The organism is Paenibacillus ilasis (assembly GCF_043195395.1).
Taxonomy (GTDB): domain Bacteria; phylum Bacillota; class Bacilli; order Paenibacillales; family Paenibacillaceae; genus Paenibacillus_AQ; species Paenibacillus_AQ lautus.
Genome location: NZ_JBHDJG010000003.1, coordinates 370795 through 387601, shown reverse-complemented (window position 1 = coordinate 387601; position 16807 = coordinate 370795). Strand labels below are relative to the sequence as shown.

Sequence of the window (16807 nt, the reverse complement as noted above, 5' to 3'; positions counted from 1 at the left end):
GTGGAAGAAGGGCATTTTTTTAAAACTAATTGTAATTGATCAATCAATAATAACAAATAACATAAAATTAAGGAGAGATTGATGATGAAAAAAGCGATTGTGTTGGGTGCAACAGGTGGCGTAGGAGCCCCATTGACCGTGGAGCTGGTAAAGCGTGGGGTCCAAACAGTGGCCTTCGGCCGCTCTAAGCAGAAGCTCAACGAGCTGGCTGAGCAGTTGGGCCATTCCCCTCTGCTTACGCTAGAAATAGGCGATGCTTTTAAACCGAAGGATATCCGAAGAGCCGGGGCAGGAGCTGACGTTATATTTCACAGTGCAAACATTCCCTATCATGAGATGGAGTCCAGGCTGCTGCCGCTGGGGGAATCGGTCATGACAGCAGCAGAGAAGCTGGGTGCAAAGGTTGTCGTTGTCGATGGAATCTATCCTTATGGCAGACGCTTAATGGAAAAGGCAACGGAGGATCATCCCAAAAAACCGCATACCCGTAAGGGCAAAGTAAGATTGGCCTACGAGCAACTGATATTCTCGTCGCGCTGGCATAAGGCGAAGCCTCTTATCGTACGGCTTCCTGACTATTACGGTCCTTCCGCGCAGGCATCTTATCTATCCGTCACGATGGAAGCCATTGCGGCAGGCAAGCCAACTGCTTTCATCGGCAATATGAGCGTTCCCCGCGAGTATGTCTATTTGCCGGACGCCGCCCGGATGATTGTGGAGATTGCAACAAGAGAGGAGTCCTATGGGCAGAACTGGCATATCCCCGGACCGGGCGTGATTTCAGGCCATGATCTGGTGCGGATTGCGCAGCAGGCTGCCGGAAAGCGCAAGGCCGTGATGCCGCTGGGACGAATCGGGCTCTCCGTAATCGGGTTATTCAATCCGGTGATGAAAGAAGTGGTTGAGATGCTGTATTTGACCGAGGAGCCGCTGGTGCTGAGCGGTGAAAAATATGAACGCTTGATCGGCCCGATTCAATGGACGCCGCATGAGCAGGCGATTACGGCAACGATGAGGAGTTTAATGGGCAAACGTGCTCGGGAAGCAGAAGACGCACAGCGTGGTGCAGCCACGATATAACGATGCGATGCAGAAGTTTTTTTACGAGAATTGGTAATTGATCAATCAATCATTAAATAAACGAATAATATCTTACTCGTCGAGTGATTGACTCTTTAAAGGAGGTGAATCCAATGGCTAAACTTCAGCTTAAATTTATGGACGGTTTCTTGGTAGCGGTTATGCTGGTATGTGTGCTTAGCTGGTGGGATTGAAAGATCAGGGAAGATGAATCATCAGGTTAAATAAAAACAATAAGGAGGATGTAAGTATGAAGGAAGAGATACGTTCGGTTTGGTTTTCCAGGCACTCGATCTTGCTCGGCATCACAGCCACTCTGCTGGTACTGTTCTCCATGTGGGATTAATTATAGGTAAACACGCTGACTGCGTAGACGGTTGGCGTGTTTTTTTTTATGGGCTCGAAAAAAATTTCGAGAATATCCATCAGTTTCATTTGCCCAAACGTTATATTAACAGAAAAGACAAAACGAAAAGTGAGAGGTTGGCTAATGCAAGTATGTGATCTCTATGAAAATCTGAAGGACGATGTCCAGCGTTATGCCAGATCCATTGCCAAGCATGCTTATGAAGCGGATGATCTGGTCCAGGATGCCTTTATGAAGGCCATCAATGAGCCGAACCTGGCAGCTCTGGCCCTTCACAAGCAAAAGGCCTGGTTCTTCAGAGTCGTCAAAAATCGCATGATCGATATTAGCCGCCGGGAGAAGCGGCTCGTATCGTGGGAGGATGATCTGGATGTCGCCGAGCTCCCCGTTTCAAGCCGCAATATTGAAATGACAGAATGGCTCGCCCGTTTGCCGCAATCGCAGAGCGATATCGTGTTTAAGCGTTTTTGGCTCGGGATGTCCAGCCAGGAAATCGGTGAACAGCTGGGCATGCCGGCAGCCACGGTTCGTTACAAATTGCAAACCGCCATTAAAAAGTTGAGAAAACTATGGGAGGAAGATATGAAATGAGCAGAATCATTGAAAATGTAGGGATGTTGGATCTTACGCAGGCCACGGAGGAAACCGTAACAAGCATCGAGCGGATCGGAAACGTGGGCCTTGTGATATACCGGGCAGAGACGGCACACCTCCTCACGCTGTTGAAAAACGCAGGCAATATCGGCAAGACGCTTGAAATCCCCGAGGGACACCGCTATTACAGCGGCACGCTGCGGCTGGGCGAGGAATATTTTCAGCTCCTGGAGCAGCCGGACCGCGTATTCGTTAACGGCACGGTCATTATCGATAAAGAAGTATCCCTTGAAGCCTTCCAAAACAGCGCACTGCATCTGGTGGTCAACGGCGAGGTCTATGCTCCCCGGCATCTGGCCGCTGCCGTTACCTCAGCACTCCTCAAAGTGGGAGGAGCCAGCGCGGAGATTCACGCTTACGAATACGAACCCAGGTTCGAGTCCGGGAAGGTACAGTTGAACAACGCGTACCTGGCCTCCAGCAACGAGCCCATGAACCTGGTCTTGAACGGCATGGTTCATCTGGATAAGGAGCTGGATATGGAGCAGTTCACGGCCCGGATTGACAGCCTCCAAGTTAACGGCAAGGTGATTATCCATGAACATCAATCCCCTTATTTCTACGATAAACTGAAAACGATAAATGGCCTGGTCGAGGTGATCCCGGCAGGATTCGAATATGTAACCAAACCGTTAAGGTTAAACGGAAGAACCGTTCGGCGATTTAAAGGACATAAGCTCTACACAAATAAGCCGCTCATTATCGAGGCGGACGTGACCCGTGACGCCTTCAGCCAGGCCGTGTCGGAGATACAGTCGACTTCCTTTATCATTTGCAGCGAGGAGATCGAGGATCTGGTCTGGGAGCGCTGCCCCAACCTAAATACGGAGATCGTAAGTTATGAGCGGCTGTTTGTGTTCATCAACGGCGAGGAGACCTGGTCGAGGGATCAGCTGCTGGCTTTGGAACAGCCGGCAAGCTTCATTGTTGACGGGACGCTGACCTTGGACGATGACGTGACTGAGGAAGATATTAAGGCTTCCGTGTCCTCCCTGGATCTTTTCGGCGAAGTTGTTGTAGGGGAAAAAAGAATTAAAGGCATTTTATACCCTTACCTTCGGGCAAACAATGGAAGTATTATAGTGAAGGGGACGGAAGAAGAGCTTGCAGGTATTGGTAATGTCGGAATGTTGTCGCTATAAAAGAAATGAGGAATGAAACCATGAATATCAATAATGAAGATATTGCCAAACAGCATGTTCGCGATCTCCGTCAGGAATTGGAACGATGCCGGATGGCAACGAAATTGCGATCGAAACGCAATGCAGCGGTCAACACCGCAACGACTGCACGTACAGTCGAAGGAAAGTGGAAGTCGCTGCTTAATACCATCATCATGATGGGAAGAAGAATGCTCTAATCGGTTGAGCCGGTTAAGGCACCAAACGAAATTATACGAATCGTCGATGCGATAAGCGTCGGCGATTTTTAGTTTTTTTTGCCTACCGATAGTTAAAAAATATTGACACCTGTCATCATCCAGCTTAAAATTCTACCTATCGGTAGGTAAAAAAAGGAGTGGATGACATCGTGAAAAAGAAAGATTTAACCTCGCAGCAAATCGTCGAGGCCGCCATCGGATTGTTTGCATCCCATGGCATCGACAAGACCAGCCTTGCGATGATTGCCGGCGAAGTTGGCATTACGAAACCGTCGATCTACTACCATTTTGCATCCAAGGATGAACTGGTGGAGCGCGTCTTTGATTATATGTTCAGCGATTATCGTTTCGATCATTATTTCTCCCTGACCGGGATGAATGAGCATAACTTTGCAAAGCAGCTGTACGAGGGCGGGCTGCGCATGTTTCCGGAGGAAGAAGAGGCATTTGTGCCGGTGATGCGCCTATTGAGCGAGTTCATGCTGACCGCAAACCGGAATGCCAACTACGGCCAGCGGGTAGCTGCCATGCAGCAATCGTTCCTGGACGGCTTTCGGGAGCTGATGCGGTTAGGAGCAGGCTTCGGAATTATCGATCGGCAGCATGCAGATGCCAAGGCCTATGTTCTGGCTCTGGTCATTGATAATATTACGAGTTATATCATGATGGAGATTCCGCTGGACTATCAAACCGTCTGGAAAGAAGCTGTGAACAGCGTTCTCAGGAAAGGAGCGGATACCATTGAATAATGGGATGGAATACAGTGACATTGGATTGTCCGCGTCTGACCGGATCCTAGTTTGGGCGGTACCGCCATTATTAGGCGCGGTGATCGGCTGGTTTATACCTGCTATTGCGGATTGGGCAACGGGCCTGGCTTGGGTGCCTTTTCAAGGGCCCTTGGAGTTAATCGCATCCATACAAGGACCGTGGGTTGTCATCGTGACCGCAGTTCTAGGTCTGCTCGCCGGTATGATACTCTCCCATGTCGCCATCAAAGAAAGTCTTGCCGTGCGCCTGTCCGACAAGGAGATCACGCTCCGCATTCATGAAGTCGACCATACGTTTGCGAGAGAAGAGGTGTCGGCCGTTTTTCTGGACGGCAAGCAGCTGGTGCTGCTGGGCAACGAGGGACAGGAGCTCTATCGGGAGAAACCCGAAGCCAAACGGGATGTCGTGGCCGAAGCCTTTAAACGGCACGGATACTCCTGGAGAGACCGCGATCCGTTCGCTGATCATTACGTCAGATGGGTTGCCGATTCGCCGGGATTGACGCCCAGCATGAACGCGCTGTTCCTGGCACGGGAGAAGGCGATGGAGAACGAGGATAAAAAAGATGCAGCCGATCTCCGACAGGAATTATCGAAGCTGGGAATTACGGTGCGGGATGACGGAAAAAAACAGTATTGGAGGCAGCACGGGCAGAGGCCATAGCGATCTTAGGCAGCAAAGCGGATCATAGCGACATCATGGCTCACCAGATACATGCCCACGATTAATAACGGTATAGAAGCAATCGTAGTTGTCCTGCTCATACGCTGCACACTCATCACGCCCACCGCCGATAAAGGGATCATCGGCGGTTTTTTATTGGATCTTCACATCGCTATTGGCTGCCATGACATTTATACCCCCTCTTATCCAACAAAATGACACCTCCCTCGCTCAAGCGAGCCTGCGGCAAACAATATCCCTCTTATGGCAAGACATCCGGCAGTCCTCTCTTTCCATGAGAAGTTTTACAATGAAAGCGATACCTCAGCGAAGGAGTTGTCTTATGAATTTTGATCTGAATATCGTACCTTTCAGCCGAAGAGAGTCCTTCTTGGCCATTTCCCTTCTGCCCGCGGCAAAGGACCGCAGACAAGGACTTTACCTGCGCACCGTCCGCGGAGGGGATGACAAGTTTGGCGAGGCGTTTCTGATAGAGCTGCTAAACCGGCAGAGCGAGCCGGTTCCGTTCGAACCTATTGCATCACCCGACAAAATCAGGCTAACGGCCGCCGATTCGGAGGGCCATGCGGACATTTGTTTATCGGACTCCCGGACCGTGCGATTCCGCTCGGAAGGCTGCGGCATCCGGCTTACCTTTTTTCCGGCAGCGTACGACTACGCCTATGAGACCCATCCGGACAGCTGGGAAGTGAACAGCTTCACGCATGGCTGCCGCTTCATGCTGACCCGGCTTGCAGGCCAGATGGGCATGGAGGTCGAATGGAACGAGATCAAGAGCTCGCGGGTAACCGCCGACTTTTCCGTGGATCCTGCAACCAATTGTGCGGAATTTGCGGTTGAAGAATTCATTACGGTCTTGAAGCCGCGCGACGAATGGGAGTCCTTCGACGATGCGGTTGAAAGCGTCCGTGAAGATTACGGGCATTGGCTGAACAACACCCTCACCGTCTCTGAACGGTGGCAGGAAGCAAGGGAACTCGCCGCCTATATTACCTGGTCCTGCGTGGTTCCGGCCGAAGGCTGCCTGACCCGCCCAGCCATGTATATGTCCAAGAACTGGATGACCAACATCTGGAGCTGGGACAACTGCTTTAACGCAATGGCCCTCGTGCGGCATAATCCCAGGCTGGCCTGGGATCAATTCATGATCTTTTTTGACCGGCAGGATGAGAGCGGCCTGATTCCGGACTTCGTGAACGATAAATACGAGCTTTGGAATTGCAACAAACCGCCGATTCACGGCTGGACGCTGGCCTGGATGATGCGTCGGACCGATTTCATCAAGGAGACCCAGCTGCGCGAGGTCTATGGCCCATTGTCCAAATGGACGGAGTGGTGGTTCACGCATCGGGACCAAGACGGCGACGGCATTCCCCAGTATAACCACGGCAACGATTCAGGCTGGGACAACAGCACGGCGTTCAATAACGGCATTCCCGTCGAGAGCCCCGACCTTGCCGCCTATCTGATTATTCAGATGGAGACGCTGGCCGAAATCGCGGGTTTGCTGGGCCTGACCGAGGAGACCAGTCAGTGGAGACAGAGAGCGGACGATACGCTGGAGCGTTTGATTCGGCACTTCTGGAAGGATGGCCGGTTCACGGCCTGTCGTTCGGGAACGCATGAGGTGTCCGAGGGAGACAGCTTGCTGTTGTTCGTTCCGATCCTGCTGGGAAGGCGCCTACCCGAGTTTATCCGTACGGCTCTACTGGAAGGGCTTCGGGATGAAAACCGATTCCTGACGAGCAACGGCTGGGCTACCGAGAGCGTAAGCAGCCCATATTACAAGCCGGACGGATATTGGCGCGGGCCGATCTGGGCCCCTTCCACGATGCTGCTGGTCGAAGGGGTGGCCGCAGCCGGCGATAATGAGCTGGCCACGGAGATTGCGGAGCGGTACTGCCGGATGGTCAGTCTCAGCGGCATGGCCGAGAATTTTGATGCCCTGACCGGAGCGGGGCTTCGCGATCGGGCGTTCACCTGGACCTCCAGCGTATTTTTGATTCTTGGACATGAATACACCCTGTAAGTGCGTGTTCAAAAAGGTCGATTTTCAGCACCGAAGCTGCTTCCTTTTCGCTTCGTGTTAGATATAGAATTTATTCGTTATCAGCAGAGCTGATGAAATTCTATATCGCAAGAAAACCTACTTTTGAATCGCGGTCGCTCATCCTTGCTTGGCCTCGATTGGTTTTCTTATCAAAAGCGGACTTTTTGAACAACCTCTATAACGATGACGGACAAATACTTCTTCCCGGGCTTTTGCCTTGCGGGGGAGGTGCTTTTTCCGTTTCCTCTCATTTTCCAGTTGCCGCCTAATTACAAGCCCTTTGTTCGGGTTTATAATGAAAGCGGTATCACGGACGGAATAGCGGTCCTGCCGCATGGCGAACGAGTGGACGTAAGTTTCACGATACGATACGACAACGGGGAGAGTAACCATGAATCTTCAGGGGATCAAAGATCGTGTGGGCCGGCTGTTCACCGGCACCTATCACAGTATACGAACCAAGCTGCTTACTTGTTTTTTAATCGTCACCCTGATTCCGCTGTTCTCGCTTGGCGGACTTTCTTATGTTCAATCCGCTAAAGTGATTAACTCCCAGTTCGGCAAATACGGCGATAATGCCGTAGCACAGCTGGAGCAGCAGACCTCTTCGGTATTGGGGCGGATGAAGCAGACGGCGGAAACGATTTATTCCTATTTACTGGACCCGAGCCATTCGGGAATTGGAAGCGGGACGCCGTCCACCTACGGCGACATTATGGAGAAGAACGATTTCGAATCGTTGTTGAAGTCCCTGCGGACTCAGATGACGGCCGGGATCTACATTATTACGACCTCCGGCTATTACTATGGGGAGAACAATTTGGATGTGAATAAACTCGGCAATATCCCGATGTGGAACACGAGACCGAAGACATATGCCGGGACTTATTGGCTCGGCTTTTATAAACAGGATCATTCCATCAAGAGCAGCGATAACGATAACGTGCCGGTCATCGGGCTGGCCGTACCGATCCACCACCCGGACAAGGCTCAGGACGGCAGTGTCATCCTGATTGAGGAGAACGCCGAGGAACTGCTGCGCAGTTATGCCAAGTTCGAGGCGGATACGCACGCCCATCTGCTTATTACTTCGCCGGACGGCACGGTCGTATATGAGACGGACGCTCCGTATACGCCCCATGACAACGATGTGACCTGGACCCGGGCGATCGATGTCAACCAATGGACCATGGAAGCCAGAATTCCCGCCAAGGCGTTCTATCAATCCTCGGGCGTTATTCGGGCGAATACGATGGTTGTTGCCATCGTCTCCTGCCTGCTCGCTTTTGGCATCGCCTATCTGTTCTCCTCCCGGTTCACCTCACGAATCCGGACCTTGAAGGACTCGATGCAGAAGGTGAGCTTTGGCAAGCTGGATACCCGTACGCCGATCGAGGGCAGGGATGAACTGGGCAGCCTCGATATGAGTTTTAACCGGATGGTAACGGGGGTACAGACCCTGATTGGCGAAGTGGAGCAGAGCGAGCGGCTGAAAAAAGAGGCTGAACTGCGCGCATTCCATTATCAGATCAATCCCCATCTGCTGTTCAATACACTCAATTCCATCCAGTGGAAGGCCCGGCTACAAGGTGCGGAGGATATTCGCCAGATGCTGTACCATCTGACGATGGTGCTGGAAGGGAATTTGAATATCTCGCAGGAGCTCGTTACGCTGAACAGGGAGCTGCGCATGATCGGTCACTTTCTGAAAATCCAGGAGATCAGGTACGGCAAGGTGTTCCGTTATGAGCAGGACTGCGATGAGGCGCTCATGCCTTATTTGATTCCACGGATGACACTTCAGCCGCTGTTTGAAAATATTTTTTTCCATGCCTTTACCGATGGTCAGGGAGAAATACATGTCAAGGTCGAGGAGGATCATGACGAGCTGGTGCTCACGCTTCGCGATAACGGAGCCGGCATCAAGGAGGAGAAACTGACGCAGTTATTCTCGCCGGAGATGAAGCGGAAGGGTCGCGGCGGGCTTGGCGTGCGTAACGCCGACCAGAAATTCAAGCTGCATTTTGGCCCGCTCTATGGACTGAAGGTGCATTCGGTTAAGGGAGAAGGAACAACGATCACCATACGTTGGCCGAAAAAGGAGGAATCTTTCGATGATGAAAGCAGGGAACATTAAAGTGATGATTGCCGACGATGAGAGCATTGTTCGCAAGGGACTCCGCTCCACGGTGCCGTGGGATCGGTTCGGGATGGAGGTTGTGGCGGACAGCCCCAACGGTCAGGCGGCCTGGGAGGCTTTTCTGGAGTTTCGACCGCAGGTCGTCATTACGGATATCGTCATGCCGGAGATGGATGGGATCGAGCTGTCGCGGAAGGTGAAGGAAATCGCGCCGGAAACCCGGATCATTCTGCTCAGCTGCCACCGGGACTTCGAATATGCCCAGGAGGGGATGCGGCTCGGCGCTTCGGGTTATCTGCTGAAAACCGCCTTCGAGGACGAAGAGCTCGAAGCGATGCTGGGAAAATTCCAGCGTGAGCTGGCCGACATGCCGGCCTACGGGTACGAGTTGGGAGAACAGGTATCCGCCCATCTGTTTGCTTGGCTTAACGGTCATAGCGACCGTTTCCCTGGAGAGCTCCGTAAGCTCTGCGCCCGAGCGGGCGGGGAGGGCAAGCCCATCTCTTTGTATCTGATCAAGACGGCGGGCTGCAGCGGCAATTGGGAGGACCTGCTGCAGGAGCAGGGCTCCGAGGAGCCGGGATTGCGCTTTAGCAAGCTGGTGCCGTACGGCGCGGACAGCTGCTATTGGGCCGTACCGGAGGAATATAAGGAAGCGGCGAACGGCCTGTTGGTGGAGATCAAGAGCCGCTGCGGGAAGCTAACCTGGAATTGGCGGGGAGGTCTTCAAGACTCGGAGGATGTGCAGAGAGCCTTTCAATCCTTGCACAAGGAAGCCGAGCTGGAGCGGGTGTACGGTCTGAGCGGGGAGCATTGGCCGGAGCCGATCCTGCACGCGGTTCATCTGCTGCACGAGCATCCCGCGGACGAGTGGTCGGCAGCGGAGCTGGCTCAGAAGGTGGGGCTGAGCCGCAGCCACTTTTCGATCCTGTTCAAGAAAACGGTTGGCGACAGCTTCATCGCGTTCCAATATAAACGCAAGCTTCGCCTCGCTTATGGCCTGCTGCGCGAAACCTCCTTAACGATGCAGGAGATCGCCGAGAAGACGGGGCTCGGAGACAGCAAATATTTCAGCAAATGGTTCAAGCGCTGCACGGGTCAGACGCCAAGCCAATACCGTGCCGAACAAAAAGGGGAATCATTGTAAACAAATGAACACCCGGGGGCGCAATTTCGAACAAAAATACGATCATCTGCGAATCAGCGCACGTTTTGAACCGCTTTCATCCGAGTTATGATGAAAGCGGTTCAATTCATATCAACTCAATACTTTAGGGGAGCTGACAATATGAAAAAGAAAATGTCATGGATCGCATTGGTTTGGGTTTTGACGTTAATGGGATCCTTGCTGGCCGCATGCGGCGGCAGCGGCGGGACTGGGGCATCGAAGGAGCCGGACGGCAATTCATCGGGCGCGGCGACGACGCTTCGCTTCGCTACCTGGGATACGGGAGATGCGCTGAAAATCGAGCAGGAGATCGCCAAGAAGTTCGAGGAATCGCATCCCGGAACCAAGGTGCAGGTGGAGGCTTATGCCGACGGATTCGATCAGAAGCTGGCCGCAGGTTTTGGCGCAGCCAATCCGCCGGACGTGATGTACATGTGGGATTTTCCGACGTATCACCAGTCCTTGGAGCCGCTGGATTCCTACGCGTCTAAGGACGAGGATCTGAACATCGATGATTTTTACCAAGGATTGTTCAACTACGGCAAGATCGAGAATCAGCTGTACGGAATCCCGGCGGGCTTTACGACGCGGGTGGTGTACTACAACAAGAAGATGTTCGACGATGCGGGCATTGCCTACCCGAGCGATGGATGGACCTGGAGCGAGTTCCAGGAAATCGCCCAGAGGCTGACGGATAAATCCAAGAAGCAGTACGGCTTCGGCGTTCGGGCCGAGAACGATACGTATGACCTTCAAGGGTTCGTATGGAGCAACGGCGGTTCCTTCATCTCGGAGGACGGCACAACGATTGAAGGTTACATGAACAGCAAGGAAACGGCGGAAGCCATTCAGATGCTGGGCGATATGCTCAAGAACGGCTCGGCCGTCCTGACTGGAGGCAAAGGGCAGCAGAGTGGGGAGGATATTTTCAAAGCCGGCAAAATTGCCATGTGGGAGAGCGGCATCTGGCCGTTGGAATCCTTCAGGGAAGCCGGAATCGATGTGGGCACGGTGGAGATGCCGGCCTTCGAGGGCAAGCCTGTGAAAGGCGTATTGGCCGAATCCGCGCTGTCGATTGCGAAGGACTCCAAGAACAAGGACTTGGCGTGGGAGTTCATCAAGTTTTACGTATCGGATGAAGCGATCAAAATGCGTGTGGCCGACCTTCCGGTCCGGGTCAGCGTGGTCAACGAGCTGAAGAAGGACCAGGATCCGCTCTACAAGCCGTATTACACGATGCTGGAGCGTTCGGACAATACGCCGGCCTTCCTGCTGAATCCGAAATGGAACGAAGTAAACCGCCAGCTCTCGGCAGCCGTGGAATCCGTCATGTTCGGCAGCGATGCCCAGGAGGTTCTGAACCAGGCGGTGAAGGATAGCGAACGCTATTTGAAATAATCGAAGAAAGAAGGTTCGCGAAAATGGCCCACACTCAAGTGCCTTACTCACAACAGCAGACAGCGGCCCCGAAGCGACTTGGACCAAAACGTTGGGGTGGGGCCGTGCCCTACCTCTTCATTTTTCCATGGATATTCGGATTCCTGGTATTCACGCTTGGCCCGCTGCTGTTTTCCCTCGTCATTTCGTTTTTTGATTGGCCGATCGTAGGCCAAGTGACCTTTGTCGGCATCGACAACTATGTGGAGATGTTCTCGAATGATCCGTTGTTCTGGAAATCGCTGCTGGTTACGCTGAAATTCGCGGCTTTGTTTGTGCCGCTGAACATCATCGTGGCTTTGGGACTCGCCATGCTGCTGAATCAGAAGGTAAAAGGGAGCGCGTTCTTCCGGACTGCGTTTTACCTGCCGTCGGTCATTTCCGGCGTAGCCCTCGCCATGATCTGGTCGTGGGTGTACAGCGGGGATTATGGGATCCTGAATTTCTTTTTATCGCTTGTCGGCATCGAAGGCCCGGATTGGCTGAACGATACGAAGTGGTCCCTGGTCGCCATGGTCATTGCAAGCCTGTGGGGACAGGGCTCCATGATGCTTATTTTTCTGGCGGGTCTCAAGGGAATTCCGAAGGACCTGTACGAGTCGGCCTCGATGGACGGGGCGGGCAAGATCAGGCAGTTTTTCAATGTGACCATCCCGATGATCACGCCAACCCTGCTGTTTAACCTGATTACATCCATCATCGCCGCCTTCCAGCAGCTGACGCTGGCACTTCTGCTTACCGGCGGTGGTCCGCTGAAGTCGACGTTTTTCTATGCGATGTACATGTATGAGAATGCATTCAAGTATTTCAAGATGGGTTATTCTGCAGCCAATGCCTGGTTCATGTTCCTGATCGTGCTGACGCTGACATTCCTCGTGTTCAAGTCTTCGGAGGCCTGGGTGTTCTATGAGGGTGAGATGAAGACGAAGAAGGAGAAAGCGAAGCCGAAGCGTAACAAAGCAGGCGTACCTGCCGGCAGAGAGGGGCGTTCCGCATGAAAAAGGTGATCACGTACGCACTGCTCATTCTGTGCTCCCTGCTGTTCATTGCTCCGCTCTTCTGGGCAATCACGACTGCACTGAAGTCGCAGCAGGAGCTGTATCTGTTTCCTCCGAAATGGCTTCCTTCCGTGTGGAGATTCAGCAATTTCGCGGAAGCCTGGAGCATTCAGCCGTTTAATCTGTTTTTGAAAAATACGCTGATCGTGACGCTGCTCTCAACGCTCGGACAGCTCATATCGTGCACGCTGGTGGCATACGGGTTCGCCCGATTTCAGTTCAAGGGAAGGGATGCGCTGTTTCTGATCGTGCTTGCCACCATGATGATTCCGTGGGAAGTGACCATGATTCCGCAGTATATGGAATTCAACTACTTGGGCTGGATCAATACACTCAAACCGCTCATCGTACCGTCCTGGTTCGGTTCCGCCTATTTCATCTTCCTGCTGCGCCAGTTCATCATGACCTTGCCGAAGGAGCTGGATGAAGCGGCAACCATTGACGGGGCGGGCAAAATGATGGTTCTGCTGCGGATCATCGTGCCGCTGATGGGACCTTCGCTCATTCTGGTGGCCGTGTTCCATATGATGAGCTGCTGGAACGATTATCTGGGTCCGCTCATCTTCCTGAACGATCAGACGAAATATACGCTGACGCTGGGATTATCCCAATTTAAGGGCATGCACGGCGTCGATATGCAATCCATTATGGCCATCACCTGCTTGATCTCGATTCCGCCGCTTGCCGTCTTTTTCTTTGCGCAGCGTTATATCGTTGGCGGGATTGCCACGACGGGGATCAAGGGGTAACCGTGCCGGTGATAAGAGGCATCCACGATGGATATGCAGCATAATGCAGCATCAGAACATAGAAGTGTGTGTTCGAAAAGTCATGGAACGATGACTTTTTGAACGACCTCTAGAAGCTTAGACTGCTTGGAAAGGATGGAGAGACATGATGAAGGACCATCGTATCGGCCGCGACTGGGATGACCTAAGCGTGCTGGAACGAAACCGGGTGAAGAGCCGGGCTTATTTCATTCCGTTCGCGGATACGGACGGCGCATTAAGTTATGACAGAGGCAGCTCGGCTTGGTACCAATCGCTGAACGGGGTGTGGAAATTTCACTATGCCGAGGAGCCGGAAACTGCTCCTGAAGCATTTTATGAAGAGGATTACGATGTATCGGCCTGGGATGACCTCCCGGTTCCGGGGCACTGGCAGCTTCAGGGCTACGGGCATCCGCATTACACGGACCTGTACTATCCGTTCCCCGTGGATCCGCCGCATGTGCCGAACGCAAATCCGACCGGCAGCTACGTACGCGAGTTCGAGCTTCCGGAGCATTGGGACGGCCAAAAGATTTGCGTCAAATTCGACGGGGTGGACAGTGCGTTTCATGTGTGGCTGAACGGGTCGTTTATCGGCTACAGCCAGGGAAGCCGGCTGACCTCGGAATTCGATCTGACGCCTTACCTGAAGGCCGGGGTAAACAAGATGTCCGTTCGGGTGTATCAGTGGTCCGATGGAAGCTATCTGGAAGACCAGGACATGTGGTGGATGAGCGGCATTTTCCGGGATGTTTACCTGGTTGCCGAGCCGTCGGCGCTTCGCATCAACGACTTCCGCGTAACGACCGAGCTGGATGCGAAGTATCTGAACGCCAAGCTGAACGTGCATTTGGAGCTGGAAGGAAAAGAGTCCGGATCGGTACGGCTGCAGCTGCTGGATAGAACCGGCGTGGTGGTGGGTTCAGTCGAAAAGGACGTCACACACTCCGCTGCGGAGGATTTTGAGATCGAGGTGGCCGGCCCGGATTTATGGACTGCCGAGTCACCGGCACTGTACCACCTGGTGATCATCCTGCGGGATGCTCAAGGGGGAACGCTGGAGACGGTGGCGCAGCGCGTCGGATTCCGCTCCATTGAAGTGAAGGATGGACAGCTCCTGGTAAACGGCAAGGCGATCCTGCTTAAAGGCGTCAACCGCCATGACCATCATCCGGATACGGGCCGAACCGTCACCCTGTCTACGATGCTGGAGGATATCCGTTTGATGAAGCAGCACAACATCAATGCCGTGCGGACGGCGCATTACCCGAATGATCCCCGGTTCTACGAGCTGTGCGACGTGTACGGACTGTACGTGATGGAAGAGACGGATTTGGAGACTCACGGCTTCGAGCCGCTCGGCAACATTTCCCGCTTGAGCGATGATCCGGAGTGGAAGGAAGCCTATGTGGACCGTGTCCGCCGAATGGTGGAACGGGATAAGAACCATCCGTCCGTGCTATTCTGGTCACTCGGCAACGAATCCGGCTTCGGCTGCAATTTCCGTGCGATGGCGGAATGGTGCCGGGAGAATGATCCGACGAGGCTGATCCATTACGAGGAGGATCGCGAAGCCGAGGTGTGCGACGTGGTGAGCACGATGTATTCCTCCGTCGAGAAGATGGAAGGCTTCGGCAAAATGACCAATCATCCCAAGCCGCATATTCTGTGCGAATTCGCGCATGCGATGGGCAACGGGCCCGGAGGCTTGCGTCCCTACTTCGATACCTTTGAATCGCATCCCCGCCTTGCGGGCGGTTTCGTGTGGGAGTGGATCGATCACGGGCTGAGCAGAAGGACCCCGGACGGCAGGAAGGATTATGCATACGGCGGCGATTATGACGATGTGCCGAACAACAGCAATTTTGTTATCGACGGTTTGGTCCGTCCGGACCGTACGCCTTCACCCGGACTTCTGGAATACAAAAAGGTCATAGAGCCTGTCCGTATGACGATGCCGAATCAGGGTTTGCTGCACATTGCAAACCGCTATGATTTCATTTCGCTGGATCATCTGGCGGCCCACTACCGGGTGTTGGCCGATGGACAGCTTGTCCATAACGGAGCGCTGGAGCTTCCCCGCATCGATGCAGGCACAAGCACGGAGTTAAGCCTCCAGAAGGTTTTGGAGCAAGCGACAATAGGCGTGAGTCCTTATGCCGAGCTGTGGTTTGAGGTATCCCTCTCGCTGGCTGCGGACTGCCGCTGGGCGGAACGGGGACATGAGGTGGCATGGTACCAGTTTCTGCTGCGGGAATCGTCCAAGCCTGAATTCGAGCAAACGGCCGCATTGCGGCGGGGACCACTACAGGTCACCGAGGAGAAGCACAAGCTTAAGGTGGGAAATGGCAGCTTTCAGCTGTCACTCGGTTCGCTTCATTCCGGATTTGAGAGCTTATTCCTGCATGGCAAAAGAATCACGCTTGGCGGACCGGCGCTGAATTTCTGGCGCCCGCCGATTGATAATGATATGTACGTGCTTCCGGATTGGCGCAAGGCCCATCTGGACCGACTCTCCGAGCGGATCGATCATTTCGAATGGAAGCGACTGGACCAAGACAGCGTGGAGGTGCGGCGGATTTCCCGGATTGCGCCGCCGGTATATGATTGGGGCTTCCGCTGCGAAACGACCTATACGATCACTTCCAGCGGCCTGATTATCATGGATGTGAAGGGTGAGCCGATCGGCACGCCGCCCGCCATGCTGCCGAAAATCGGATTGCAAATGCAAGTCGCGGGAGACATGGAACATGTCCGGTGGTACGGCAGAGGACCTGGGGAAAGCTATCCGGACAGCCTGGAAGCGGGACGGTTCGGGGAATACCGCAGCACGGTGGACGGCTTGTTCACGCCGTATATTTATCCGCAGGAGAATGGGAACCGATCGGATGTCCGCTGGATCTCGCTCGCGGATGGTGCTGGATTGGGGCTCCTCGCCGTTGGCGAGCCTGTCCTGAATTTCAGTGCAAGCCGGTACACCGATCAGGATGTGGAGTCCGCGGCGCATGCCAGCGACCTTGTTCCACGCAGCTTCATTACGCTGAATCTGGATTACCGACAGAACGGACTTGGCAGCAACAGCTGCGGTCCGGCACAGTCTCCGGAGCATTCGATCAAGCCGGAGCCGTTTTCGTTCCGCATTCTCCTGAAGGCTTACGCTGCCGAGGATACCGATCCGGTAAGACTGAGCCGGCGGATGCGCTCGGAAGCGGAATTATACAAGTAACCGACTGATTTCATTTTAGAT

14 protein-coding genes are annotated in these 16807 nt (G+C 53.5%); 13 read left to right on the top strand and 1 reads right to left on the bottom strand.

Annotated features, from left to right (window positions below; genetic code table 11):
• Positions 1-84 precede the first annotated feature (84 nt).
• The 6 genes from ACETK5_RS25935 (at position 85) to ACETK5_RS25910 (ending at position 4916) form a co-directional block, all read left to right on the top strand.
• Positions 85-1080: an NAD-dependent epimerase/dehydratase family protein gene (locus ACETK5_RS25935; protein WP_394058696.1), complete on the top strand. Its 996-nt coding sequence runs from the start codon at positions 85-87 to the stop codon at positions 1078-1080.
• A gap of 490 nt (positions 1081-1570) precedes the next feature.
• Entirely contained in the window at positions 1571-2038 is a 468-nt protein-coding gene (locus ACETK5_RS25930; RefSeq protein ID WP_326117272.1) for an RNA polymerase sigma factor, read from the top strand.
• The gene (locus tag ACETK5_RS25925) at positions 2035-3243 is read left to right on the top strand and encodes a hypothetical protein (RefSeq protein ID WP_326117271.1); all 1209 of its coding nucleotides are present in this window, start codon (positions 2035-2037) and stop codon (positions 3241-3243) included. The genes ACETK5_RS25930 and ACETK5_RS25925 overlap by 4 nt, the downstream gene beginning before the upstream one ends.
• 20 nt (positions 3244-3263) lie before the next feature.
• Entirely contained in the window at positions 3264-3461 is a 198-nt protein-coding gene (locus ACETK5_RS25920) for a hypothetical protein (protein ID WP_100540546.1), read from the top strand.
• A gap of 170 nt (positions 3462-3631) precedes the next feature.
• A complete protein-coding gene (locus ACETK5_RS25915) occupies positions 3632-4231 on the top strand; it encodes a TetR/AcrR family transcriptional regulator (protein WP_394058693.1) in 600 nt (199 codons plus the stop codon).
• Positions 4224-4916, top strand: a complete 693-nt coding sequence (locus tag ACETK5_RS25910; protein ID WP_394058691.1) for a YqeB family protein — start codon at positions 4224-4226, stop codon at positions 4914-4916. The genes ACETK5_RS25915 and ACETK5_RS25910 overlap by 8 nt, the downstream gene beginning before the upstream one ends.
• Before the next feature lie 5 nt (positions 4917-4921).
• Here the strand turns inward: ACETK5_RS25910 and ACETK5_RS25905 are convergent, their stop codons facing one another.
• Entirely contained in the window at positions 4922-5059 is a 138-nt protein-coding gene (locus tag ACETK5_RS25905; RefSeq protein WP_165789766.1) for a hypothetical protein, read from the bottom strand.
• Positions 5060-5259: 200 nt separating this feature from the next.
• Between ACETK5_RS25905 and ACETK5_RS25900 the strand changes: the two genes are divergently transcribed.
• The 7 genes from ACETK5_RS25900 (at position 5260) to ACETK5_RS25870 (ending at position 16786) form a co-directional block, all read left to right on the top strand.
• A complete protein-coding gene (locus ACETK5_RS25900) occupies positions 5260-6966 on the top strand; it encodes an amylo-alpha-1,6-glucosidase (RefSeq protein ID WP_394058689.1) in 1707 nt (568 codons plus the stop codon).
• A gap of 412 nt (positions 6967-7378) precedes the next feature.
• Positions 7379-9124, top strand: coding sequence for a cache domain-containing sensor histidine kinase (locus ACETK5_RS25895; RefSeq protein WP_394058688.1), 1746 nt, complete (start codon positions 7379-7381; stop codon positions 9122-9124).
• Entirely contained in the window at positions 9102-10274 is a 1173-nt protein-coding gene (locus ACETK5_RS25890) for a response regulator transcription factor (protein ID WP_394058686.1), read from the top strand. The genes ACETK5_RS25895 and ACETK5_RS25890 overlap by 23 nt, the downstream gene beginning before the upstream one ends.
• A gap of 141 nt (positions 10275-10415) precedes the next feature.
• Positions 10416-11693, top strand: a complete 1278-nt coding sequence (locus ACETK5_RS25885) for an ABC transporter substrate-binding protein (protein WP_394058684.1) — start codon at positions 10416-10418, stop codon at positions 11691-11693.
• A gap of 23 nt (positions 11694-11716) precedes the next feature.
• On the top strand, positions 11717-12730 hold the full coding sequence (locus ACETK5_RS25880; protein WP_100540554.1) for a carbohydrate ABC transporter permease: 1014 nt from the start codon (positions 11717-11719) through the stop codon (positions 12728-12730).
• Positions 12727-13539, top strand: a complete 813-nt coding sequence (locus ACETK5_RS25875) for a carbohydrate ABC transporter permease (protein ID WP_100540555.1) — start codon at positions 12727-12729, stop codon at positions 13537-13539. The genes ACETK5_RS25880 and ACETK5_RS25875 overlap by 4 nt, the downstream gene beginning before the upstream one ends.
• A 148-nt stretch (positions 13540-13687) precedes the next feature.
• Positions 13688-16786 carry a glycoside hydrolase family 2 TIM barrel-domain containing protein gene (locus tag ACETK5_RS25870; RefSeq protein WP_394059092.1) on the top strand — a complete coding sequence of 1033 codons (3099 nt, stop codon included), beginning with the start codon at positions 13688-13690 and terminating at the stop codon, positions 16784-16786.
• Positions 16787-16807: the final 21 nt, after the last annotated feature.

Bases quoted from the DNA above. Each gene is read 5' to 3' on its own strand.
- ACETK5_RS25935 (WP_394058696.1), top strand. From the start codon at position 85: ATGAAAAAAGCGATTGTGTTGGGTGCAACAGGTGGCGTAGGAGCCCCA.
- ACETK5_RS25930 (WP_326117272.1), top strand. From the start codon at position 1,571: ATGCAAGTATGTGATCTCTATGAAAATCTGAAGGACGATGTCCAGCGT.
- ACETK5_RS25925 (WP_326117271.1), top strand. From the start codon at position 2,035: ATGAGCAGAATCATTGAAAATGTAGGGATGTTGGATCTTACGCAGGCC.
- ACETK5_RS25920 (WP_100540546.1), top strand. From the start codon at position 3,264: ATGAATATCAATAATGAAGATATTGCCAAACAGCATGTTCGCGATCTC.
- ACETK5_RS25905 (WP_165789766.1), bottom strand. From the start codon at position 5,059: ATGATCCCTTTATCGGCGGTGGGCGTGATGAGTGTGCAGCGTATGAGC.
- ACETK5_RS25900 (WP_394058689.1), top strand. From the start codon at position 5,260: ATGAATTTTGATCTGAATATCGTACCTTTCAGCCGAAGAGAGTCCTTC.
- ACETK5_RS25895 (WP_394058688.1), top strand. From the start codon at position 7,379: ATGAATCTTCAGGGGATCAAAGATCGTGTGGGCCGGCTGTTCACCGGC.
- ACETK5_RS25890 (WP_394058686.1), top strand. From the start codon at position 9,102: ATGATGAAAGCAGGGAACATTAAAGTGATGATTGCCGACGATGAGAGC.
- ACETK5_RS25885 (WP_394058684.1), top strand. From the start codon at position 10,416: ATGAAAAAGAAAATGTCATGGATCGCATTGGTTTGGGTTTTGACGTTA.
- ACETK5_RS25880 (WP_100540554.1), top strand. From the start codon at position 11,717: ATGGCCCACACTCAAGTGCCTTACTCACAACAGCAGACAGCGGCCCCG.
- ACETK5_RS25875 (WP_100540555.1), top strand. From the start codon at position 12,727: ATGAAAAAGGTGATCACGTACGCACTGCTCATTCTGTGCTCCCTGCTG.
- ACETK5_RS25870 (WP_394059092.1), top strand. From the start codon at position 13,688: ATGAAGGACCATCGTATCGGCCGCGACTGGGATGACCTAAGCGTGCTG.